We start from the raw sequence: 23,072 nt of genomic DNA on the forward strand, positions 1-23,072 counted from the left end.
GGTTCGCGGGTACGGACGAGGAAGGTAGGAGCCGGGCGTGACGGACGGCGGCGGCACGCGGTTGCCACGCGGTTAAGCGGGCTGACGCCCCGTTAACTCGCGGTCACACCGCCCGGACGGCCGTCCCCGCTGAACGGCCACACCACCCGGCCGGCCGTCCCCGGCGAACAGCCACGGGGGCGACCGCGGCCCCGCCGCCGGAGGCTCATCTCACCGGCAGGTGGTACGAGAGGCGGTAGCGGTCGGCGGGGACCACGACGTCCGCCGTCTCGACGGCCCGCCCCGACGCGTAGTACGTGCGCTCCACGACCATCACCACGTGCCCCGGCACCCCGCCGAGCGCCAGGAGTTCCTCGGCGAGTCCGGGGCGGGCGCCGACCTCCTCCACCACGTTGTCCACGACGACGTCGATGGCGGCCATCCGCTCGACGACGCCGCAGCCGCCCAGCGGCCCCTCCTCGGGCAGCATCACCGGGGTCCGGCCGGTGACGGCCAGCGGCTCCCAGGAGGTGGCGACCATCATGGGCTCGCCCCCGTCCCGGTACACGTACCGCGTGCGCATGACCCGCTCCCCCGGCTCGATGCCGAGCCGCTCGGCCACCTCTCCGCTCACCGGCTCCTGCTCGCTGCTCGACTCCCAGGTGCCGCGGGCCCCTTCGGCCGCCTGCTCCTGCCGGAAGGGGCTCGCGCCGGCCGCGGGGCGGTAGCCGGAGCGGGCGATCCTGCGCGGCACCGGGCGCTCCCGCACGTAGGTGCCCGAGCCCGAGCGCCCTTCCACGAGCCCCTCGGCCATGAGTACCTTGCGGGCCTCCAGCGCGACGGTGTCCGACACCCCGTACTCCTCGCGGATGCGTGCCTGCGAGGGGAGACGGGTATGCGGCGGAAGCGAGCCGTTGGCGATCTTCTCCCGCAGATCGCTCGCCACGCGCAGATAGGCGGGCTGCTCACCGAACGTCACTGGACACTCCCCTCAGGTTGACTTACAGCTACAGCCTGACAACCGACGGTCGCGATCCGCAAGCATGGGCCAAAGTTTCACTCGAAGTGATGACGCCGCGATCAGGGGTCTTGCTCCCCGTGGTCACCCCGGGTAGATGCCGTCGAACCCCTTGACCCGCATTGGTCCAGACCAATACCTTCCTGCCTGCACGCTCCACATCACACGCTCCACACCGCACGCTCCATCCCGCCTCGCACAGGAACGAGCCCATGCGTCCCAGAGCCATGACCAAGCTGACCTTCGGTGCGGCCGCCGCGGCCACCCTCGGCCTCCTCGCCACCCTGGCCCCCACCGCCGACGCGCACCAGCCCTCCGGGCACAAGCCCGAGCTGAAGCGGATCGGCTACTTCACCCAATGGGGCATCTACGGAAGGAACTTCCAGGTCAAGGACCTGGAGACGAGCGGCACCGCCGCCAAGCTCAGCCACATCAACTACGCCTTCGGCGTGGTCGGTTCGGACGGCAAGTGCCTCATGGGCAACGTTCCCGGCTCCGACCCCTGGGCCGACTACGTGCGCCCCGTCGACGCCGCCACCTCGGTGGACGGCGTGGGTGACACCGCCGACCAGCGGCTGGCCGGGAACTTCAACGAGCTGCGCGAGCTGAAGGCCGCCAACCCCGGCCTCAAGGTCATGATCTCGCTGGGCGGCTGGAGCGGCTCCGCGCACTTCTCCGACGCGGTGCGCACCGACGCCGGCCGCAAGACCCTCGTCGCCTCCTGCATCGACACGTACGTCAAGGGCAACCTGCCCGTCGACGGCGCCCGCGGTGGCGTCGGCGCGGCCGCCGGGATCTTCGACGGGATCGACCTGGACTGGGAGTGGCCGGGCTCGGACGGCGCGCCCGGGAACGTCATCCGCCCCGAGGACAAGCCCAACTTCACCAAGCTGGTGCGGGAGTTCCGCACCCAGCTCGACAGCTACGGGCGCTCGCTGAAGAAGCGCAAGCACTTCGAACTCAGCGCGTACGTGCCCACGGCGCCCGCCAAGATCGACGCGGGCTTCGAGGTCCCCAAGATCATGCGGGACTTCGACTTCGTGAACCTCCAGGGCTACGACTTCCACGTCTCCGGCGAGAGGACGACCGCCCAGCAGTCCGCGCTCTTCGCCAGGAACGACTTCAGCGTCGACCAGACCGTCAAGGCCTGGCTGCGGCGCGGGGCCCCCGCGCACAAGCTGGTGGTCGGCATGCCGTTCTACGGCCAGGGCTGGACCGGCGTCACCGGCGGCGGCGACGGACTCGGGCAGCCGGCCACCGGGCCGGCCCCCGCGACCTGGACGGCCGGCTCGGAGGACTACAAGTTCCTGAAGGCGCTGGCGAACTCGGGGACGTACAAGCTCTACCGGGGCGAGAGGAACGGCCACGCCTGGCTCTTCGACGGCACCACCCTGTGGACCTACGACGACCCGAGCGTGCTGCGCACCAAGGCCTCCTACGTCCGGCAGAACGGGCTCGGCGGCGCGATGGTCTGGTCCCTCGACGGGGACACCCCGGACGGTGAGCTGATCACCGCCATCGACCGGGGTCTGTCCCGGCGCTGACACCCCCGCCCCGGCCGCCCGCGCGGCGGCCGGGGCCCCCGAACCGCGGACCGGCTTCCCGCCCCGCGGCGGGCCGGGGGCGGCGGTCGGTCACGGGCCGCCGCCACCCGGTCCACCGCTCCGGTCCGCACACGACGGGGCCGGGCCTCCCGAGGGAGACCCGGCCCCGTTCGATCGCCCGCCCGTCGGGCCGGGGCTCAGACCGGGCTGCCCACGCCCACCGGCGGCGTGCCGGTCAGGCCGAGCGCGGTCCGCGCCTTCGCGCCGAGGTCCTCCGGCAGGGTCTCCCAGGACGTGTCGTACTCCTCCCAGTACGCGTCCGCGTCGGCCGCCGCCGCAAGGCGGGCCCACTGCTTCGAGGCCGCGTCGAGCTCCTTCCCGAGCTCCGCGACCGGGGCCGCGGCCGCGCCGGACCAGGAGGGCCGGCCGAGACCCGTGCGGGCCGCGTCGATCGCCGCCACGACCTTCCCCGCCCAGGCCCTGTTGACCGGGAAGTCCTCGTCCGGGTCCTCCTCCGGCTCCTGGTGGACGAGGGCCTCGATCGGGTTGAGGTTCTTCAGGAGCCGGGTCTGGTCCGCGTCCAGGGTGGTCGCGTCGGCCCGCACCGAGCCCGAGAAGGGCTTCTTCTCACTGGCGTACGAGCAGGTCACGGTCCGGTCCCCGGAGCGCCAGCTCTGACCGCTGGGCAGGTAGTAGTACAGCCAGACGTCCTGCGGCACGGCCCAGGTGTCCATCGCGTAGGCGGCGTTGATCGCCTCGCAGCGCTTCACCGCGATCTTGTCGATCGCCCCCTCGCCGGGCCACCTGTCGAAGCCGGTGACCTTGAAGCCGCCGGTCACCTCGCCGTCGTGCGGGCGCTCGCAGTCGACGACGGTGACGTCCGTCGTGTACTCCTCCAGCTTGCCGTCGTCGATGAAGCACTGCCCGGTCCGCAGCGAGAACGGCGACTTCGAGCGGGCCGCCTCGTCCATCCCGCCCTTGAAGTCGCTCCAGAACGAGCCGATGCCGCCGGTCGCGAGGCCGATCACGAGCAGCAGGCAGCTGAGGGCGGAGAGGACGATGCCCGCGACGGCGAGGCCCTTGCCCGCCTGGCCCCTCTTCCTGATCTGCGGGAGGGCGACGGCTCCCAGGATCAGGCCGAGCGGCGGCAGACAGCAGACGACGCCGGAGACGAGGGAGCCGATGGCGAGCCCGTTGGTGGTGCGCCGGGGCTGCCCGTACGGGCCGGTGCCGGGTCCGCCGGGAGCGCCGGCGGGGCCTGCGTAGGGACCGGCCGTGTACGGCATCCCCGGCGAGGTGTACGGCCCCGGAGCGGGCCATCCCCCGTGCTGCGGACCGCCCTGCGGGGGCGGAGGAGGCGGGGTCGGCTGGGTCGGCTCCACGGGTGCGGTGCTCCTGTTTCGGGGCGGATACACGAACAGATGATCGGTCGCGCATCGTACGTGGCCGGTGGAGGCGGCGGACGGGCGGGGGACGGTGCCGGCGGGGGCGGGCACGCCGGAAGGGGCGGTCGCCCTCAAGGCGACCGCCCCTCATGATCCGGGCGTCATTCACGCGCTGCCGGGATCAGAACTGCAGGCCCCAGGAGTCGATCTTCCCGGTGTCGGCGTTCGCGTTGTCCGTGACCCGCAGCTTCCACGCGCCGTTGGCGACCTCCGAGGAGGCGTTCACCGTGTACGTGGTGTTGATGTTGTCCGAGCTGCCGCCGGTGCCGAAGGCCTTCAGCGTGTACGCCGAGCCGTCGGGGGCGATCAGCTGGACCTGGAGGTCACCGATGTAGGTGTGGACGATGTTCACCGGCACCTGGAGGGTGGCCGGGGCGTTGCCGGTGACACCGCTGACGGTGACCGGGGACTCGACGGTCGCGTTGTCGGCGATGGCGTAGTCCGCCGTGTTCTCGAACTTCGGGCCGGGCGGCGGGGTGGTGCCGCCGCCACCGACGTACAGCAGGCGGTTCGGGGAGCCGGTGCCCGGGTTGGTCACCACGTTCGGCGTGGCGGCGTTCACCAGCGCGGTGCCCACCTGGGCCGGGGTGGCCGTCGGGTTGTCCCCGAGGTACAGCGCGGCCGCGCCGGCGACGTGCGGGGCCGCCATCGACGTGCCGGAGATCGTGTTGGTGGCGGAGTCGCCGGTGTTCCACGCCGAGGTGATGTTCGAGCCCGGGGCGAAGATGTCCAGGACGGTGCCGTAGTTCGAGAAGCTGGAGCGGGCGTCGGTGTTGGTCGTGGAGCCGACCGTGAGCGCCTCGGTCACGCGCGCCGGGGAGTAGCCCGAGGCGTTGGCGTTGCTGTTGCCGGCGGCGACGGCGTACGTGACGCCGGACGCGATCGAGTTGCGGACGGCCGTGTCGAGGGTGGCGTCGGCGCCTCCGCCGAGGCTCATGTTGGCGACGGCCGGCTTGACGGCGTTCCGGGTCACCCAGTCGATGCCCGCGACGACGCCGGCGGTGGTGCCGGAGCCGTTGTTGTCGAGCACGCGGACGCCGACGATCTTGGCCTTCTTGGCGACGCCGTGGGCGGTGCCCGCGACGGTGCCGGCGACGTGGGTGCCGTGACCGTTGCCGTCCTGGGCGACGTTGTCGTTGTCGACGGCGTCGAAGCCGTTGAAGGCGCGGCCGCCGAAGTCGCTGTGGGAGATCCGCACACCGGTGTCGATGATGTACGCCGTGACGCCCGAGCCGGCGGTGTCCGGGTAGGTGTAGCTCTGGTTCAGCGGAAGGGCCCGCTGGTCGATCCGGTCCAGGCCCCAGGACGGCGGGGAGGGCTGCGTGGCGCTGATGGTGAAGACCCGGTTCTGCGCCACGGACTTCACCGCGGGGTCGGCCGCGAGCTTCTTCGCCTGGGCCTCGGAGAGCTCGACGTTGTAGCCGTTGAGCGCGGAGGTGTACGTCTTCTTGATCTTCGCGCCGTACTCGGCGGCGACCGCGCGGCCCTCGGCGGTCTCGGCCTGCGCCGACTCCTCCAGGGTGACGATGTAGCTGCCCGCGATGGCGCCTTCGGCTCCGGCGTTCTCGATGACGCCCTCCGGGGCCGCCGGTGAGGCGAGGGCCGGGAAGGTGGAGAGGGATCCGAGGGCGAGGGCGGCGACGGCTATGGCCGACGCGGTGGCGATTCTGCGGCGCGAATCACGCATCACTGACATGTGAGGGGTCCTCCTCATTGGTGGTGCGCTGCTGTGGGGGAAGGCAGGGACATGACAAGACGATGCGAGGGTCGCGCCGTCTCGAACATCCGGCTACCGAGCGAAAGGTTGACTGATCCATAGGAATCTCACAAGGGCTGCCGACACCCCGCAACACCCGTGCCACACGGCCGACATGCTGACCCACAGGACCGCTCGCGTCCGCCCCCGCCGCCCGTTTCGGCCGCCCTCGGACGCGCTCACCTGGTGTTGTCCGACGTGCCGTGTCGCCCGGGACCCGGAGTTCGCGAGCGGGCCGGTTCCCCTCCCGTCACTCGTGTCACGCCGAAATTCATGGTGGCGTTACGCGGAGGCGCTCCCGCCGGTGCCGTACGCACCGGCGGGAGCGCCTCCGGGGAGGGGCCGCACACCCCTCACGGAATCGGGGCGCCCGTGTCGGCACGCCCCGCCCTCGCTCCGGCCGGATCAGAACTCGTCGGCCCCGTTGCGGAGTTCGTACGTCCAGTAGCCGATCTTCGCGGCGGCCTCGTCCACGGCCAGGCCGCCCGCGGGCGCCTGGACGACGACGCTGCCCTCGGCCGGGCCGTCGGCGGCGAAGAGGTTCACGTTGAAGCTCTTCACGACCTCGGTGTCCTCGTCGACGCCGCCGAGCGCGATCCGCACGTTGGCGTACGCGGGCGCGCCGGCCTTCAGGACGATCGGGGCGGCCGGCTTGCTCTTCGCGACGGCCGGGACGTCCTTGGCGGTCTGGATCGGGCCGAAGGCGATCAGCGGGTACTCGAGCAGGGTGCAGGCGCGGCCCGAGGTGTTGGTGGCGGTGAGGACGATGTGCTCGGTCGGGACCTCGTCCGCCTTGGCGGCCGTGACCTTGACGTCGCCGTGGGCGCAGGCGGGCGCCTTGGCGGAGGACGTGCCGCCGCCGGTGCCGCCGCCGGCCGTGATGCCGGTCGTGGACCCCTTCGTGGAGGTGCCGCCGGTCGCGGTGGAGCCCCCGGCGGAGCCGGAACCCGAGCCGCTCCCGGCGACGGTCGGGTCGGCGGTCCCGCCGGTGGCGGTCGCGCCGTCGGCGGTGGCCCCGGCGGCCTGCGGCGCGCTGCTCGCGCTCCCCGCGTCCTTCGCGCCGGTGGCGTCGTCACCGCCGCCGCAGGCGGTCAGGCCGAGCGAGAGGGCGGCGACCGCGGCGGCGGCCAGGACGGTGGTCTTGCGGTGGTGGTGACGCATGGTGGTTCCCCCGTGAATGCGGATGGTCGATGCACGCGATCCGTGCTGTGACCAGCTTCCGGTGCCGCGCTGCCGTCCCGCTTGCGTACCGCTAACGATCCGCTGACAGGCGCGAGAGGCCTGCCGCCGCCCGCGCCGAACCCTCGGTGAAACCGGCGGCCTCGGAGGCGACGATCGCGCGTTCCAGCTGGTCGGCGGCCTCGTCGAGGCGGCCGATGCCGGCCAGCGCCTCACCCCGGACGATCTGCAGCTGGGCGTGCACGACCACGGCGTCCGGGGCGACGAGTTCCCCGGCGCGAAGGGTGTGGGCGAGCGCCGCCTCGTGGTCCCCCGCCTTCAGGCAGTGCCCCGCCAGGTGCTGGAGGGTCAGCGCCTGGGTGGAGGGGTGGCCCGTCCGGTCGGCGAGCGAGACCGCGTGGACCATGAGCAGGCCGGCCCGCTCGTGCTCCCCGGTCGCGTCCAGGACGGCGGCGTAGTTGACGTAGGCGATCGCCTCGCTGATGGTGTCGCCCACCCGGGCGGCGAGGCCGGGGGCCTTCTCCAGGTGGACGAGGGCCTCGGCGTTCCGGCCCTCCTCGTGCAGGATCCAGCCGAGCAGGGCCCTCGCGCGCGACTGCGCGTCGAGGTCGCCGACGTGCTCGGCCGAGGCGAGCCCGGCCTCCAGGAGCGGCGTCCAGCCGTCCCCGATCCGCATGAGCATCAGGGGCCACTGCACCAGGGCGAGCATCCAGGCCCGGTCGTGCAGGCCGAGGGCGGCCGCGGTGGTGACGGCGCCCTCCAGGGCGGCGCGTTCGGCCACGTACCAGTCGAGGGCCGCCGTACGGTCCTCGAACTCGCGCGTCGAGGCGGGCCGCCGGGCGTCGGCGGGCAGCGCGTAGCAGGGCTGGGAGCCGGGCTCGGCCGCCGCGTCGGCCGCGAGCCCCGTGTAGAGGTAGTGGTCGAAGAGCCGGTGCAGGCCCTCGGGGTCGGCCTGCGGGGCGAGATGGCGGGCGTAGAGGCGCACCAGGTCGTGCGGGGTCCAGCGGCCGGGGACGGACTCGGTGAGCAGATGGGCGGCGGCGAGCCGGTCCAGGTCGGCGGAGGCCTGGGTGGGGGTCGTCCCGGCGAGCGCGCCCGCCGCGAACCGGTCCAGGTCGGAGCCGGTGTGGAGGCCGATCGCGCGGAACAGCCGGGCCGCGGACTCGGGGAGCTGCTGCACGGTGAGGTGCAGCGCGGCGGAGACGCCCCGGTCCTCGACGTCGAGGAGCGTCAGCCTGCCCTGCTCGTCGGCGAGTTCGCCGACCATCGCGTCGAGCGTCCACTGGGGGCGTTCGGCCAGCCGGGCGGCCGTCACGCGCAGCGCGAGCGGGAGTCCGTCGCAGAGTCCGGCGAGCCGTGCCGCGGCGGCGGGTTCGGCGGCGACCCGCGTCTCGCCGAGGACGGTGGTGAGCAGGGCCTCCGAGTCGGCGGGCGGGAGGAGCCCGAGCGGCACCGGCCGGGCCGCGTCGGAGGCGACGAGGCCGCCGAGCCGGTCCCGGCTGGTGACCAGGGTGGTGCAGTGGTCGCCGCCGGGCAGCAGGGGCCTGACCTGCTCGGAGGAGCGGGCGTTGTCGAGGACGACGAGCAGTCTGCGGGTCCCGGTCAGGGAGCGGAAGAGCGCGCCGCGTGCCTCGACGGCCTCCGGGATCCGCTGGGGCGGTACGCCGAGCGCGAGGAGGAACTCGCGCAGGACGGCGGCCGTCTCGGGCGCCGGGGTGTCGCTGAAGCCGCGCAGGTCGGCGAAGAGCCGCCCGTCGGGGAAGTCGGTGCGGCGCTCGTACGCCCAGTGCACGGCGAAGGCGGTCTTGCCGACGCCGGCCGGTCCGGTGACGAGGCAGACGGGTCCGTCGCCGAGGCGGACCGCCCGGTCGAGCGCGGCCAGTTCGGCGCCGCGCCCGGTGAAGCCGCGCGGGGCCCGGGGCAGCCCTTCCGGCGCCGGGACGTCGGCCGGTACGGCGGGGCGGGGCGGGGAGACGGGTCCGCCGGAGCGGAGCAGCGTCGCGTAGGCCTCGCTGAGCGTCTCGCCCGGGTCGACGCCCAGCTCCTCGGCGAGCAGCCGCCGGGTGCGGTGGTACCAGTCGATCGCGTCGGACTGGCGTCCCGAGCGGCCGAGCGCCAGCATCAGCGCGGCCGCGAGGGATTCCCGCAGCGGATGCGCGACGGCCTCGGTGCGCAGGACGGCGGCGGCCCTGCCGTGCTCGCCGAGCTTCCCGTACGCCTCCGCCAGCGCCTCCACGGAGGCCAGCCGCAGCTCCTCGAGACCGCCGGCGGCCGCCTCCAGGGGGCGGCTGTGCACGGTTCCGGTGAGGGCCGGGCCCTGCCAGTACGAGAGCGCCTCGCGGAGCATCCGTACCGCGTCGGCGGGGTGGCGCTGGACGCCTGCGAGGGTCACGAGCTCTTCGAAGCGGTGCGCGTCGACCAGTGATTCGGGCATCCGCAGGACATAGGCCGAACCCTGGGTGGCCAGTTCGACGCCGTACGCCTCCGCGCCGTGTTCGGCGAGGAGCGCCCGCAGCCGCGAGACGTGCCCCTGGAGCACGGTCTTGGCGTGGGTGGGCGGTTCCTCCTCCCACAGCGCGTCGATCAACTGGCCCACGTTCACCGCGCCGTTGGGTCGCAGCAGGAGCATGACGAGCAGGCTGGACCGCTTGGCGGGCCCCAAGGCTACGTCCCCGTCCTCCGTCACCAGCGCGACGGAGCCGAGCAGCCGGAACTCCACCTGTATACCTCCGCGATCCCTTCCCCCGTTCCCCAGCTGTCGAGGATACGTGGGGTGGAGGGGTCGGCCGCGACGGCCCCGTGCCTCCGTCTCGCCGATTTCGGCCGAAAGTGAGCCAACCGACAGGAGCGGAAGACTGTCCGCCGGGACACGGGCCAGAAAAACCGTTCATTTCGGAACTTTCGGCGGGCGGCTCACCGAATGGCCGGAAAAGGCCGGTGGCCCCTAAACCCATCGGCACCGCAGTTCAGGCGTGTGTAGACTGTTTACGTAAGTGAAACAATGGCCTGAATATTCATTTTCGATTCACCGGGGACAGGAAAGCACGGGGGGCCATCTCGGCATGAAGAAGGAATCCACGAGAGCGATCGCACCACCTATTCCGCACCCATTGTTCACCGAAAAGCCGGCCGCCGGACGACCGCGCGAGCCGACGGATCCGGCGGCCCTCAGCGTGCTCACCGCGGAGGGCGCGTCCCACGACGCCGACCTGCGCGTCCTGGGCCTCCGCCGCCACGGGTACCGGGCGGAGCGGGTCGGGACCGGCGCCGAGGCGCTCCAACGGTGCGGGAAGGTCGACCTGCTCCTCGTCGACCTCGACCTGCCCGACCTCGACGGCGTGGAGCTGTGCCGCGGCATCCGGGCCGCCAGCGACGTCGCCGTCATCGTCGTCACCGCCCGCGACACGGAACTCGACCGGGTCCTCAGCCTCCGCGCGGGGGCGGACGACTATGTGGTCAAGCCCTGCAGCCTCGCCGAACTGATGGCCCGGATCGAAGCCGTGATGCGCCGGGTACGACTGCAGCCCTCCCTTCCCGACGACGTCATCACGGTGGGCTCGCTGCGCATCGACCACCGCACCCGGGAAATACGTCTCGACGACCGGCGCATCGAGGTGACCAGAAAAGAATTCGATCTGCTCCATCTGCTCGCCTCGCGGCCGGGCAGCGTTTTCTCGCGCCGCGAGATCATGACCCAGGTGTGGAGCGACCCGCGGGCGAAACCCGGCCGGACCATCGACACGCACATCAGCAGTCTGCGCGCGAAACTGGGGTGCAGCCGGTGGATCACCACGGTGCGCGGTGTCGGTTTCCGATTCGGAATGTCCTGAAGCTCAGCCGCGCGCGGCCACGAACTCCTTGACCGAGGAGATGACGTAATCCAGCATCTCGTCGGTGAGCCCCGGATACACCCCGATCCAGAAGGTGTGCTCGGTGATGATGTCGCTGTTCGTCAGCTCGCCGACGACCCGGTGCGGCCGGCCGATGTAGGCCGGGTGCCGGGTCAGGTTCCCGGCGAACAGCCGGCGGGTGCCGATCTTCCGGTCCTCCAGGAAGGCGACGAGCTCGGCGCGGGTGTACGCCGCCCCGGGGTCCACCGTGAGCACGAAGCCGAACCAGCTCGGGTCGGAGCGGGGGGTGGCCTCCGGCAGGAGCAGACCCGGGACACCGTCCAGGCCGTCCCGCAGCCGCCGCCAGTTGCGCTTCCTGGCGTCGATGAAGTCGTCCAGCTTGGCCAGCTGCGTCAGCCCCAGGGCCGCCTGGATGTCGGTCGCCTTCAGGTTGTAACCGACGTGCGAGAAGATGTACTTGTGGTCGTACCCGGCGGGCAGGGTGCCCATCTGGTACTGGAAGCGCTTGAGGCACTTGTCGTTCTCGCCGGGCTCGCACCAGCAGTCCCGGCCCCAGTCCCGCAGCGACTCCACGATCCGGGCCAGGCCCAGGTTCGACGTCAGCACGCAGCCGCCCTCCCCCATGGTGAGGTGGTGCGCGGGATAGAAGCTGACGGTGGTCATGTCGCCGAAGGTGCCGGTGAGCTTCCCGTCGTACAGCGAGCCGACGGCGTCGCAGTTGTCCTCGATCAGGAACAGGTCGTGCTCCTCGGCGAGTTGGGCGATCTCGGTGACGGGGAAGGGGTTGCCCAGCGCGTGCGCGATGATGATCGCCCGGGTCTTCGGGCCGATCGCCGCCGCCACCCGGTCGGCCGTCGCGTTGCAGGTGGTCAGGTCGACGTCCACGAAGACCGGGACGAGACCGTTCTGCAGGATCGGGTTGACCGTGGTCGGGAAGCCCGCCGCCACGGTGATCACCTCGTCGCCCGGCTTCAGCCGCCGGTCCTCCAGGACGTGCGAGGTGAGCGCCGAGACGGCGAGCAGGTTCGCCGAGGAGCCGGAGTTGGTCAGGTGGGCCTTGCGGCGCTTGAGCTTGCGGGCGAAGGCCGACTCGAACTTCCGGGAGCTCCGCCCGGCGGCGATGCGCATCTCCAGCGCGGCCTCCACCAGGGCGGTCCGGTCCGCCTCGTCCAGCACCGCGCCGGACGGCCAGATCTCCGTCGTACCGGGGACGAACTCCCGCTGCGGGGAGACCTCCTGGTGGTACTTGCGGACCTCTTCGAGAACCTGTTCCTTGCGGTCGCTCACGGTGATTCCTCTTCCATGTCGGATGCGTGGGGCAGGGCGCCGAGCGGGTGCCCCGGCGGCAGTACGGGCGCGAGCACATCGCGCAGGGAGTCGTCGAGGGACCGGCGCGGGCGCCAGTCGAGGAGTCGCGCGGCGCGGGCGACGTCCAGCCGCTGGGAGGCGACGTCGGTGCGCGAGGGCGGGCCTTCGGCGTCCTCGGTGACCGGGACCCCGACACCGCTGAGCGAGACCATGCGGTGGATCAGTCCCCGCATCGGGACCGCCTCGCCCCGGCCGATGTTGATCACACGGCCCGAGACGGCATCCGCCGGAGCCGTGGCCGCGGCGAGCACCGCGGCGACGGTGTCACCGGCGTCCACCAGGTCACGGGCCGCGCGCAGCGGCGGGAGCCGCAGTTCGGCGGCGCTCCCGCCGCGCGCGACGGCGTGCGCGGCGGTCCCGAGGTGGGCCGCGACCCGGCCGAAGAGGCTGCCCTCGGGCACTCCGGCGCCGATGACGTTGGCGAGCCGGAGCACCACGCCGTCGACGCCCCGCTCCCCGGCGCCGCGCAGGACGGCCCGGGTGCCCGCGAGCTTGGTGCGCCCGTACGGGGTGACCGGCTCCGGCGGGTGGTCCTCACCGGTGGCGGCGTCCGGTGCGCCGGCCCCGTACTCGTGGACGCTGCCGAGCTGGACCAGCCGGACCGGCGGGCCGGTCCGCCCGGCGAGCACCGCGACGAGGCGCTCGACGAGTTCGGCGTTGCCCGCGGCCATCTCCTCCGCGTCGGCCCGCCAGGCCCGGCCGGCCGCGTTGACCACCACGTCGGCGGCGGTCGCGTCGAGGAGCGCGGCGATCTCCCCGGGCGTCGCCGCCAGCAGATCGAGGCGGACGGTCTCCCCGGGCGTCGCCGCGGACGGACCGAGGCGGCCGGCCGCGCGGTCCCGCGTGTCCCCGCCGGTGCGGGACACGGGGTGGACCCGGGCGCCGCCGGCGGCGAGGGCCCGGACGAGGTGGCGGCCCAGGAAGCCGGTGCCGCCGAGGACGACGACCGAGAGACCGGCCGCCGGGCGGGCGTCAGGCCGCATGGCGCGCCTCCCCCGTGACGCCCTTCCACCGGTCGGGGTTGTCCCGGTACCAGGCGACCGTGGCTGCCAGGCCCTCGTCGAAGCCGGTCAGCGGGGTGTAGCCGAGCTGCTCGCGGATCTTGGACACGTCGAGCGAGTACCGCAGGTCGTGGCCCTTGCGGTCGGGGACCCGGCGGATCATCTCCGGTCCCGTGCCGGTCAGCGCGAGCAGCTTCTCGGTGAGGGCGAGGTTCGTGAACTCGTCGCCGCCGCCGATGTGGTAGATCTCGCCGGGCTTCCCGCCGCCCAGGACCAGGTGGATGCCGCGGCAGTGGTCGTCCACGTGCAGCCACTCGCGGACGTTGCGCCCGTCTCCGTACAGGGGGACCCGGCGGCCCTCCAGCAGGTTCGTGACGAAGAGCGGGATGAGCTTCTCGGGGTGCTGGTGGGGCCCGTAGTTGTTGGAGCAGCGCGTGATCGACAGGTCCACGCCGTGGGTGCGCCAGTACGCCCGGGCGACCAGGTCCGAGCCGGCCTTCGACGCGGCGTAGGGGGAGTTGGGCGCGAGGGGCCACTCCTCGGTCCAGGAGCCCTCGTCGATCGAGCCGTACACCTCGTCCGTGGAGACGTGCACGACCCGTTCCACGCCGCTCTCCCGTACGGCGTCCAGCAGGGTCTGGGTGCCCAGGACGTTGGTGCGGAAGAACGCGTCGGCGCCCTCCAGGGAGCGGTCGACGTGCGACTCGGCCGCGAAGTGGACCACGGCGTCGTGCCCCGGCACCAGTGCGCGCATCAGGTCGCGGTCGCAGACGTCGCCGTGGACGAACTCCAGCCGCTCGTGCGCGGCGGGCAGGTTCGCCCGGTCGCCCGCATACGTCAGCTTGTCCAGGGCGGTGACCCGGGCGCCCTCCCAGCCGGCGTACCCGTCGGCCAGCAGGGTGCGGGCGAAGTGGGAGCCGATGAACCCGGCCGCTCCGGTGACCAGGATCCTCATCGGGGCTCCTTGGCCGTGCTGAAGCGCCGGACGATCGGCATCTCCACGTACCGGTGCAGCACCCAGGCCAGGGCGAGGGAGACGGCGAGGGTCGACACGACGTAGACGGCCACCATCGCCACCGAGTCGAACGGGCCGTGGAGCACCTTGCTGTGGAAGGCGTAGAGCACCAGGTGGTGGCAGAGGTAGAAGGCGAACGACACGTTCCCGAGCAGCACCATCGTGCGCGAGGACAGGAACGTCGGACGCCGTGCGGCGTCCCCCTGTGCGGCGGCGACGATGAGCAGCACGCAGGGGATCAGCAGGGGCGCCCGCTGGCCGAAGAGGTACGGGGTGTTGCTCGCCACGACGTAGCAGGGCACGAACGAGGCCAGCGCCCATCCCATGCCCACCCGGGGGAAGCGGCCGGAGGTCACCAGGAGCGCGGCGAACACGCCCGCGAAGAAGTCGCAGAGCCGGCCGAGCGGGAGCACGTACGCGAACCACGTCTGGAAGCCCATCTGGTTCGGCGCGCCCACGAGTTCACCGGCTCCGGCGGGCAGGACGTAGGCGAGGACCGGTACGAGGAAGGCGACGGCCGCGCAGACGGCCAGGCCCGTCCAGGCCGCGCGCCGGCCCAGGCGGCGGAACCTCCCGATGACGAGCGGGAAGACCAGGTAGAACACGGCCTCCACGGCGAGGGACCAGCCCGGCGTCAGGACGCTGAAGGAGACCTCCGGGTTCGGCACCCACACCTGGAGGAAGGTCGCGTAGGCGAGCAGGTCCTGCCACCGGACGCCCAGGTCCCACAGCAGCACCGTCGCGGCGGCGCCGGACACGTAGTACAGCGGCAGGATCTTGACGAACCGGCGGCGGTAGAAGGCGCCGGTGCGGTCGGTGGTGCGCGCCGACCAGGTGAGCACGAAGCCGCTGAGGATGAAGAAGAAGCCCACCCCGAGGCCGCCCAGCTGACCGGTGACGGCCTGGACGGCGGCGTTGCGCTCCTGGTCGGTGAAGGTGGGCAGGACCAGGCTCGCGGAGCCTATGAGAAGAAAGGACGAGTGGCATACGAAGACCGCGAGCGCCGCGAAGAAACGCAGCCCGGTCAGCGAGTCGAGCCTGGCCGGCGGCGCCCCCTCCCGGGGCGCCGCCGGCCGCTGGCGTATTTCCGCTTCCTGTGTCATGGCTTTCCTTCGGAGGAGTACGGCCCCGCGGCCGGCTGCGTCGCGGGAGGGATGCTGACGGAAAAACAAGAAAGGGACGCCGGAATACGGCGTCCCTTTCACCGACCACCCGGGGCGTCGCCCCGGAGGTCAACCGGATCGGATTCTCACGACACGGCGGGCGTGATGTTGTGATTCGAGCGGAACAGGTTGGTCGGGTCGTACTTCGCCTTGATCTGGGCGAGCCGCTCCCCGGTGGCCCCGGGGTAGAGGACGTCCCGGATCTCCTCCGGCCCCGCGTGCGCCACGAAGTTGACGTAGGCGCCGGAGTCGGACTGCCGGATGGCGGCCATGAACTCCTCGGCCCAGGTCTCGTGCACCTCGGCCTCGGCCGGATCGGCGTAGACGGCGGTCAGGTGCGCCATGATCCGGCTCTGCCGGTGGACGAAGGCCGTGGCGTCGGACGGGACCCGTGCGATGGCCCCGCCGAGCACGCGCAGCTGCGCCCCGGCGACCAGCGCGCCGGAGGCGGTGACGCGCTCCAGGATGGTCTCGGCGGTGGCGCGGTCGACCCGGTCGATGAACATGTTGCGCACGGCGGAGACGGGGTGCTGCGAGGGGTCCGCCGGGCCGAAGATCCCGGGGTAGGGGACGGCCCGCACCATGTCGGCCAGCGGCGGGGCGATCGCCCGGAACCGGTCGACGACCTCCTCGCCGGCCTCGGCGGGACCGGCGTAGCACAGCACCGCGAGGATGATCGGCTTGCCGTGGTACTCGGCGGGCACGAACGGGAACGGGGGCGCCGTCCACACGTTCACGATGACGGAGAGCTCCTCGGGGGCGGCCTCGGCCTCGGCGACGAAGGCCTCCAGGATCTCGGGGGTCACCGGGAGGACCATGATTCCGCCGTAGACGCCGTCGAGCTCGTGCAGCCGGAACTTGAAGCGGGTCGCGACCCCGAAGTTCCCGCCGCCGCCGCGGACGGCCCAGAACAGATCGGGGTGGTGGTGCTCGTCCACCGTCAGGAGTTCGCCGTCGGCGGTGACGATCTCCACCGCCAGCAGGTCGTCGATGGTCATTCCGTGCTTGCGGGACAGGAACCCGATGCCGCCGCCCAGGGTGATGCCCCCGACCCCGACCATGGTGCTGTCGCCGAACCCGGTCGCGAGCCCGTGCGCCGCGGCGGCCTCGGTGTACTCGCCGGCGGAGATGCCGGTCTCGGCCCAGGCCGTACGGGCCGCCACGTCGATCTCCAGGGCGCGCATATGGGCCAGGTCCAGGACGATGCCGCCCTCGCAGACCCCGTGCCCGGCCCCGCTGTGACCGCCGCCGCGGACGGCCAGTTCGAGCCCGGTCTCCCGCGCCAGCGCCACGACGCGCGCCACCTGCTCGGCGTTGCGGGGCCGCAGGACGACGGCGGGCCTGCGGTCGACGTCGCCCACGTACACGGTGCGCGCCGCCTCGTACTCGGCGTCGCCGGGCGCGATGACCTGCCCGTACCGCTCGTCGGTGAGTTCCCCGATCGACAGGGGGGTGCGGCCGAGAGGCGCTGTCACAGAGTGACTCCTTCATATGGTTCTTCAGTGAATTCAGCCCGATATCAAAGAGTTCGCACCCTGCCATCCGGGCATTTTTTCTGTCAAACACAAGACGGAACTACCGCTCACATTCGGCCAGTCATCCGGTTTCTCGCCGAATCACGTTCGCGGTGGGCTCCGCCGGAATTCATCCGGTGTTATCCGCGGGTCGGTCCGAACCACCGGGTGAGCGCCGCGACGAGGGCCTCGGTGTCGGTCTCCGGCAGCTCCGGGTCGGCGGGGCCGGTGGACGCGACCCAGGCGACATGGCCGTCGGGGCGGATCAGGGCCGCCGCGGGGGCCGGGACCTCACCGAGCACCGGGAACGACCAGTGGTCGTCCCGGGGCTCGGCCTCGACGAGGTCGACCCGGTCCGCCCAGCCTTCGAGGGCGGTACGCAGCTCGGACCGGCCGGTGTAGTCGAGCAGCACCGGCCGCGCGCCGTGCAGCAGCTCGAAGACGCGTATCTGTCCGGTCGGCGACTTGATGTCGAGGTCGGTCATCCGGCGGCCGAGGGCCGGATGCCCGTCGCCCATCGGGTAGTGGGTGTCGAGCTGGCTGATGACTCCGCCCAGGTACCGGTTGCCGTCCTCGAACTCGATGAGGTCGTGGAACACCTCGCGGAGCGCGTCGGCGTGCTGGCCCGCGCGCCAGAGGGAGGTCTGCGCGCGGATGTTGTTGAGCATGTGCGTGGTGTGCAGGTGCCGCTCGTCGTGGTAGCTGTCGAGCAGAGTGTCGGGGGCCTGTCCGCGGACGACCGCGGCGAGCTTCCAGCCCAGGTTGACGGCGTCCTGGAGACCGAGGTTCAGCCCCTGTCCGCTGGAGGGGAAGTGGACGTGCGCGGCGTCCCCGGCCAGCAGGACCCGTCCCGCGCGGAACCGGTCGACCAGGCGGCAGGCGTCGCTGAACCGGTCGAGCCGGCGGGGGCTGTGCATGCCCCAGTCGGTCCCGGCGATGTCGGTGCACGCCTCGCTGAGCGTCTCCAGGGTCACCGGCTCGTCCCGGTTCGTGATCTTGTCGAACTCCACCGTGATGATCCGGTACAGGCCCGGCCACTCGGAGTTGAAGTTCATGTAGAACCCGTTGTCCCGCCGGCCCTCGGGCCCGAAGACGACCTCGGCGGGCGGGTCGGTGAGCTCGACGTCGCCCAGCTGCGCGGTCAGCGTGGCGTCGGTGCCGGGGAAGCCGATGCCGGTCAGCTTGCGTACCGTGCTCCGGCCGCCGTCACAGCCCACCAGGTAGTCGGCCCGCAGCCGCTCGGTCCCCGCCTCCCCGGCGATCTCCACCTCGACCCCGGTGGCGTCCTGGCGCAGCCCGGTCACCTCGGCGGGCCGCCTCAGTCGCACGCCCAGCTCGATCGCGCGGTCCTCCAGGAGCTGCTCGATCCGGGACTGGTGGATGGCGACCGCGTACGGGTGCCGCGTCGGGAAGCCCTCGATGTCCAGGTGCATGAAGGCGAAGTGGGCGAGCGGTTGCGCGCTGCCCTCCGCGAGGAACCGGTCCACGATCCCGCGCTGGTCGAGGAGTTCCACGCTCCGGGCGTGGAGGCCGCCGGCCCGCGACTCGCCGGTCCGCCGCGCGAGGCGTTCGAGCACCAGCACGTCCACTCCGGCGAGCCGCAGCTCGCAGGCGAGCATCAGCCCGGTCGGGCCACCGCCGGCGATGATCACATCTGCCATGAGGACACCTCTCTCTCCTGCCGCCTCGGGCCTGCGCGCGGGCGGTTCGTTCACGGGTGGTGGGCCGGCCGGAGCCGGGCCGGGCGCCGAGGATCTCCACGGCGACCGTTCGGGGGGGGCGGGAGCCACCGGCCGCCGGTGGCTCCCGGACGCCGCTACCGGAAGTCGGCCGCGTGCTCGGCGGCCCACTGGTCGAAGGTGCGGGCGGGGCTGCCGGTGACCTCCTCGACGGTCCGCGTGACCTCCGCGGGGACGCCGACGAGCCCGGCCTGGAAGGTGAGGAGCATGTCCACGAAGGCGGCCGGGACGTGGTTCCTGATCATCTCCTCGCGCGCGGCCTCCGGCGTCGACTCCTCGTACCGCACCGGCCGTCCGAGGGCCAGGCCGATCCGCCGGGCCTGCTCGGCCTGGGTGAGCGACTCCGGCCCGGTCAGCACGTACTTCGCGCCCACGTGCCCGTCCGTGAGGAGCGCGCGGGCGGCGACGTCCGCGATGTCCCGCTCGTGGACGAGCGCCATCTCGGCCCCCGCGAAGGGGCCGCGCACCACGTCGCCCGCGCTGATCTGCGGCGCCCACTGCAGGGTGTTGACGGCGAACGCGCCGGGCCGGACGAAGGTCCAGTCGAGGCCGGACGCCTCGACCTCCCGCTCGACCTCCCTGTGGAACGCCACGATCTCGTTGTCGGCGTGCTCGGCGCCGTACTCGACGGCCGACGAGGAGAGCAGGACGACCCGGCGCACCCCGTGCTCCCTCGCGGCCCGGAGGACCGGCCCCGCCGTACCCGGCGAGGGGAAGAGGAACAGCGCGGACACGTCCTTCAGCGCGGGCTCCACCGTCTCCGGCCGGGTGAGGTCGCCCCCCACCACCTCGGCCGCCGCCGGCAGGCGGGCCGCCTCGGGACGACGGGTCAGCGCGCGCACGGGCGCTCCGGCGGCGAGCAGTCCACCGACGACATGACGACCGACGTTCCCGGTCGCTCCGGTCACCAAAAACACAGGCCCCTCCACAGCTCGGGCAATTCCGGGTGGTTCTCAGTTGCGTTGTTCGGGTGGTGCCCGGCGGTCGCTCCCGGGCGGATGCCGGTCGTGCGGTGCTCGGCGGGTGCCTTGGGGCGGACGCCGGCCGCGTGGCTCCGGTGGTGCCCGGCCGCCGCTCCCGGGCGGACGCGGGCCGTGCGGCTCAGGTGGCGTTCGGCCGCGTGGCTCCGGTGGTGCCCGGCCGTCGCTCCCGGGCGGACGCGGGCCGTGCGGCTCAGGTGGCGTTCGGCCGCGTCACTCCGCACGTGATCGCTCCGCCAGGCCGGCGAAGCGGCCGGAGTGGAAGATCAACGGCCGCGCGTCGGGCCCGAGGGACCAGTCCACCGCTTCGGCGACGACCAGTTCGTGGTCCCCCGCGACCTGGACCGTCCTGATCCGGCAGTCCAGCCAGCCGAGTCCGCCCACCGCCACCGGGTGCCCGGCGGCGGTCCTGGCCCACTCCCCGCCGCCGAAGCGGTCCGTGCCGCGTGTCGCGAAGGTCCGGCAGACCTCTTCCTGCGCGTCGCTGAGGATCGTGACGGCGAAGCCGCCCGCCGCCCGGACCGTCGGCCACGTGGTCGAGGTCAGCGCGGCGCAGAACGCGATCAGGGGCGGGTCCAGCGACACGGAGGTGAAGGAGTTCACCGCCATGCCGACCGGACCGCCGTCCGACTCCGCCGTCACCAGCACCACTCCGGTGCCGAAACGGCCCAGGACGTCGCGGAATCCGCGCTGGGTCAACACTGTTCGCGCCCCCTGCTCTCTCCGGTGTCTCAGCGGAAGCCGTCGGCGTTGTCGCGCGCCCACCGCGCGAACGTGCGCGCCGGCCGCCCCGTCACCTTCTCGACCGTGGGCAGGGCCTCGGTCTCCGTGACGGTGGGGTCGCCGAGGAAGTCCAGGGTCGCGGCCACGATCTCGGCCGGCATGAACGCGGCCATCTCCTCCCCGGCCCGCTCCGCGCTGATCTCCTCGTGCCGCAGCTTCCGGCCGATCGCCTCGCCGATCGCCGCCACCTGCTCGACCGGCGTCACCGGCCGTGGGCCGCTCAGCGGATAGATCTCGCCGGCGTGCCCGTCCCGGGTGAGCGCGGTCCTGGCCACCGCCGCGATGTCACCGGGGTGGACGGCGGGCAGGCCCACCCGCGCGAACGGTGTGCGGACGACGTCGCCCACGGCGATCTGGGAGGCCCAGGCCCGGGTGTTGGAGGCGAACTGGCCCGGACGCAGGAACGTCCACTCCAGACCCGACTCCTCGACGGCGCGCTCGGCGTCCCGGTGCACCCTGCCGATCAGGGAGTCCGGGCGGGTCTCCACGGCGACGCTGGAGAGCAGCACGATCCGCCGGATCCCGGCGCGGACCGCCTCCTCGACGACGGCGACCTCGTTCCCGGACATCATGAGGAAGAGCGCGTCCACCCCGGAGAAGGCCTTGACCAGCGACTCAGGTGAGGCGAAGTCCCCTCCGACCACGTCCACGCCGGCCGGGAGCGCGGCCCGTCCCGGGTCGCGGCTGAGCGCCCGGACGGGGACCTCCTCGTCCCTCAGCTGCCGCAGCAGCTCGCCCCCCACGTTGCCCGTGGCACCGGCTACCAGAATCATTTCGTCCCCTTCCGGAACGTGTCGGCGTGGTCGGCGACCCACTGGGCGAAGGTCAGCCCGGGCCGTCCCAGGTAGGGGTCGACCGGTGAGATCTCGTGCGGGCGGCCGACCATGGTCGCGAACATCCGCAGCCGCGCCTCCACGGCGTGCGGCGGGATGCCGGCCGCGAGCCACTCCTGTCGGGCCTCGTCGTGGCCGAGCTCCGCGAAGCGGACCGGCTCGCCCGTGACCTCGCCGATGATCCGTGCGCGGTCGGCGTAGCTGAGCGACTCGGGCCCGCTGAACAGCGGTGCCTGGCCGACGAGTTCGTCGGTCAGCAGGGCTCGCGCGGCCACTGCGGCGATGTCCCGCTCGTGCACCGGTGCGGTCCGGGCGTCCCCGAAGGGGAACCGGGCGACGCCGTCGGTACGGATCGTCCCGGCCCACTCCAGGGCGGTCGCCGCGAGTCCTCCGGCGGGGCGCAGGAACGTCCACTCCGCGCCGGTCTCCAGGATCTGGCGCTCCAGCTCCCGGTGCTTCACGGCGATCATGTTCCTGGGGTCGTCGTCGAGGACCGAGTACGACGACAGGGCGACGATCCGGCTGACGCCCGCCTCCCTCAGCCGGGCGATCGGCTCCGCGGAGCCCCCCGGGAACGCGGCCATGACGAAGAAGGCCGAGGTGATGCCGGACAGGGGCGGATCGGCGGTGGCGGCCACCTCGACGCCGGCGGGCAGGTCGGCCCCGGCCGGGTCGCGGCTGAGCGCCCGCACCTTCCGCCCGGCGGCGAGCAACGCGTCCACGAGGGGCCTGCCGACGTGTCCGGTGGCTCCGGATATCAAGATCATTGCTGTCTCCTTCAGGCCGGACCTGCGAGGCCCTGGGTGTAGTCGAGGGCGGCGGGCTCGAACTGCATGACCGCGTGGCTCGCGACCGAGCGCACGTCCCGCCAGTACCGCTGCAGCGGGTGCCCGTCCTCCTGGGCCCTGGTGCCGCCGATCCCCAGCAGCCGGTCCGTCGCGTCGGCCAGCATCCGCAGCGCCAGCGCGAAGTCCCTGCGGTTGCGGCGCGCGAGCGCGGGCGTCAGCGCGCCGCCGTCCACGACGGCGGAGGCCCGTCCGAGGAGGAGTTCGGCCGCGTCGATCTCTCCGGCGGCCCGGGCGAACTCCACCTGGTAGGCCTGGCCGGCGGCGGCCCGGGGGCCCGTCGGGGCAACCGACACGAGCTGCGCGGCGACCGCGAGCGCGCCCCGCGCGGCACCCAGTACGGGAGCGACGAACGTCAGCCCGCTCACGGCGGGGTTCGGCACCGGGGGCCGCTTCGGCAGGCCCACCGTCACGCCCCGGAACGCGTCCTCGCGCAGGCAGACCCGGTGCTCGGGCACGAACACGTCGTCCAGGACGAGCGTGTGGCTGCCGGTGCCCCGCATGCCGAGGGAGGACCAGGTGTCCTCGAAGGTGTAGTCCCGGCGCGGCACCGCGAAGAGCCGCATCGGCTGCCCGCCGGACTTCGGGCCGGGCGCGGGGCCGGTCAGCAGCGCCCAGTCGGCGTGCTCGACTCCGCTGACGTAGGTCCAGGAGCCGGTGAGGCGGAAGCCGCCCTCCACCTCGACCGCCGAACCGAGCGGCTTGATGACGGCCGCCACCAGGGTGTCGGGGCCGTCCCCCCAGATGTCGGCCTGGCCCTGCTCGGGCAGACAGGCCACGTACCGGGCGGCGTGGGCGGCGAGGCAGGCGAGCCACGCCGTGGAGGAGCACTCCTCGCCCAGCTTCGCCACGGCGGCGGTCAGTTCGGTGTAGCCGCGCTCGGCGCCGCCCCAGCGGGCCGGCACCAGCCACCGGGCGAACCCGGCGTCCACCACGGCCCGTACGACCTCCGGGCTCACCCGGCGTTCGGCGTCGGCCCGCGCGGCCTGCGCCCCGGCCAGCTTGGCGACCTCGGCCAACGTCACCTGTGTCTCCGGTGAGAGTGACATTCCGGTGCTT

At 72.9% G+C, this 23,072-nt stretch carries 18 protein-coding genes; 2 read left to right on the forward strand and 16 right to left on the reverse strand.

The features are described 5' to 3' along the window. Window positions 1-205 precede the first annotated feature (205 nt). Window positions 206-958 (reverse strand): GntR family transcriptional regulator, encoded by a 753-nt coding sequence (locus ABT129_RS11095; protein WP_351899439.1) that lies wholly within the window; start codon window positions 956-958, stop codon window positions 206-208. A gap of 251 nt (window positions 959-1,209) precedes the next feature. Here ABT129_RS11095 and ABT129_RS11100 point away from each other — a divergent pair, with 251 nt between their 5' ends. Further along, window positions 1,210-2,541, forward strand: a complete 1,332-nt coding sequence (locus tag ABT129_RS11100; RefSeq protein ID WP_351899442.1) for a glycoside hydrolase family 18 protein — start codon at window positions 1,210-1,212, stop codon at window positions 2,539-2,541. 197 nt (window positions 2,542-2,738) lie between these two features. Here the strand turns inward: ABT129_RS11100 and ABT129_RS11105 are convergent, their stop codons facing one another. The 4 genes from ABT129_RS11105 to ABT129_RS11120 all read right to left on the reverse strand — a co-directional run bounded on the left by ABT129_RS11105 (window position 2,739) and on the right by ABT129_RS11120 (window position 9,640). Further along, entirely contained in the window at window positions 2,739-3,923 is a 1,185-nt protein-coding gene (locus ABT129_RS11105) for a DUF4190 domain-containing protein (protein ID WP_351899444.1), read from the reverse strand. A 184-nt stretch (window positions 3,924-4,107) separates the two neighbouring features. Continuing rightward, complete coding sequence (locus ABT129_RS11110; protein WP_351899446.1) at window positions 4,108-5,682, reverse strand: S8 family peptidase; 1,575 nt, start codon at window positions 5,680-5,682, stop codon at window positions 4,108-4,110. Window positions 5,683-6,147: 465 nt separating this feature from the next. Beyond that, window positions 6,148-6,903, reverse strand: a complete 756-nt coding sequence (locus tag ABT129_RS11115; RefSeq protein WP_351899449.1) for a DUF4232 domain-containing protein — start codon at window positions 6,901-6,903, stop codon at window positions 6,148-6,150. A 91-nt stretch (window positions 6,904-6,994) separates the two neighbouring features. After that, complete coding sequence (locus ABT129_RS11120; RefSeq protein WP_351899451.1) at window positions 6,995-9,640, reverse strand: AfsR/SARP family transcriptional regulator; 2,646 nt, start codon at window positions 9,638-9,640, stop codon at window positions 6,995-6,997. A gap of 391 nt (window positions 9,641-10,031) precedes the next feature. Here ABT129_RS11120 and ABT129_RS11125 point away from each other — a divergent pair, with 391 nt between their 5' ends. Next, window positions 10,032-10,751 carry a response regulator transcription factor gene (locus ABT129_RS11125; protein ID WP_351899453.1) on the forward strand — a complete coding sequence of 240 codons (720 nt, stop codon included), beginning with the start codon at window positions 10,032-10,034 and terminating at the stop codon, window positions 10,749-10,751. 3 nt (window positions 10,752-10,754) lie between these two features. Here the strand turns inward: ABT129_RS11125 and rfbH are convergent, their stop codons facing one another. The 11 genes from rfbH to ABT129_RS11180 all read right to left on the reverse strand — a co-directional run bounded on the left by rfbH (window position 10,755) and on the right by ABT129_RS11180 (window position 23,038). Beyond that, window positions 10,755-12,059: a lipopolysaccharide biosynthesis protein RfbH gene (gene rfbH, locus ABT129_RS11130; RefSeq protein ID WP_351899456.1), complete on the reverse strand. Its 1,305-nt coding sequence runs from the start codon at window positions 12,057-12,059 to the stop codon at window positions 10,755-10,757. After that, complete coding sequence (locus tag ABT129_RS11135) at window positions 12,056-13,123, reverse strand: NAD-dependent epimerase/dehydratase family protein (protein ID WP_351899457.1); 1,068 nt, start codon at window positions 13,121-13,123, stop codon at window positions 12,056-12,058. Before ABT129_RS11135 ends, rfbH begins: the two co-directional genes overlap by 4 nt. Continuing rightward, window positions 13,113-14,096: a dTDP-glucose 4,6-dehydratase gene (gene rfbB / locus ABT129_RS11140; RefSeq protein WP_351899460.1), complete on the reverse strand. Its 984-nt coding sequence runs from the start codon at window positions 14,094-14,096 to the stop codon at window positions 13,113-13,115. Before rfbB ends, ABT129_RS11135 begins: the two co-directional genes overlap by 11 nt. Further along, on the reverse strand, window positions 14,093-15,259 hold the full coding sequence (locus ABT129_RS11145) for an acyltransferase family protein (protein ID WP_351899463.1): 1,167 nt from the start codon (window positions 15,257-15,259) through the stop codon (window positions 14,093-14,095). Before ABT129_RS11145 ends, rfbB begins: the two co-directional genes overlap by 4 nt. 146 nt (window positions 15,260-15,405) lie before the next feature. Beyond that, entirely contained in the window at window positions 15,406-16,794 is a 1,389-nt protein-coding gene (locus ABT129_RS11150) for an FAD-binding oxidoreductase (protein WP_351899466.1), read from the reverse strand. A gap of 179 nt (window positions 16,795-16,973) precedes the next feature. Continuing rightward, window positions 16,974-18,494, reverse strand: coding sequence for an FAD-dependent monooxygenase (locus ABT129_RS11155; RefSeq protein WP_351899469.1), 1,521 nt, complete (start codon window positions 18,492-18,494; stop codon window positions 16,974-16,976). A 155-nt stretch (window positions 18,495-18,649) separates the two neighbouring features. Beyond that, on the reverse strand, window positions 18,650-19,480 hold the full coding sequence (locus ABT129_RS11160; RefSeq protein ID WP_351899471.1) for an NAD(P)H-binding protein: 831 nt from the start codon (window positions 19,478-19,480) through the stop codon (window positions 18,650-18,652). A gap of 285 nt (window positions 19,481-19,765) precedes the next feature. After that, the gene (locus ABT129_RS11165) at window positions 19,766-20,251 is read right to left on the reverse strand and encodes a flavin reductase family protein (RefSeq protein WP_351899473.1); all 486 of its coding nucleotides are present in this window, start codon (window positions 20,249-20,251) and stop codon (window positions 19,766-19,768) included. 32 nt (window positions 20,252-20,283) lie between these two features. Continuing rightward, on the reverse strand, window positions 20,284-21,108 hold the full coding sequence (locus ABT129_RS11170) for an SDR family oxidoreductase (protein WP_351899476.1): 825 nt from the start codon (window positions 21,106-21,108) through the stop codon (window positions 20,284-20,286). Further along, window positions 21,105-21,935: an SDR family oxidoreductase gene (locus ABT129_RS11175; protein WP_351899478.1), complete on the reverse strand. Its 831-nt coding sequence runs from the start codon at window positions 21,933-21,935 to the stop codon at window positions 21,105-21,107. The genes ABT129_RS11170 and ABT129_RS11175 overlap by 4 nt, the downstream gene beginning before the upstream one ends. An 11-nt stretch (window positions 21,936-21,946) precedes the next feature. Further along, window positions 21,947-23,038 (reverse strand): acyl-CoA dehydrogenase family protein, encoded by a 1,092-nt coding sequence (locus ABT129_RS11180; protein WP_351899481.1) that lies wholly within the window; start codon window positions 23,036-23,038, stop codon window positions 21,947-21,949. Window positions 23,039-23,072 lie beyond the last annotated feature (34 nt).

The organism is Streptomyces sp. NPDC002057 (genome assembly GCF_040296665.1).
Lineage (GTDB): Bacteria > Actinomycetota > Actinomycetes > Streptomycetales > Streptomycetaceae > Streptomyces.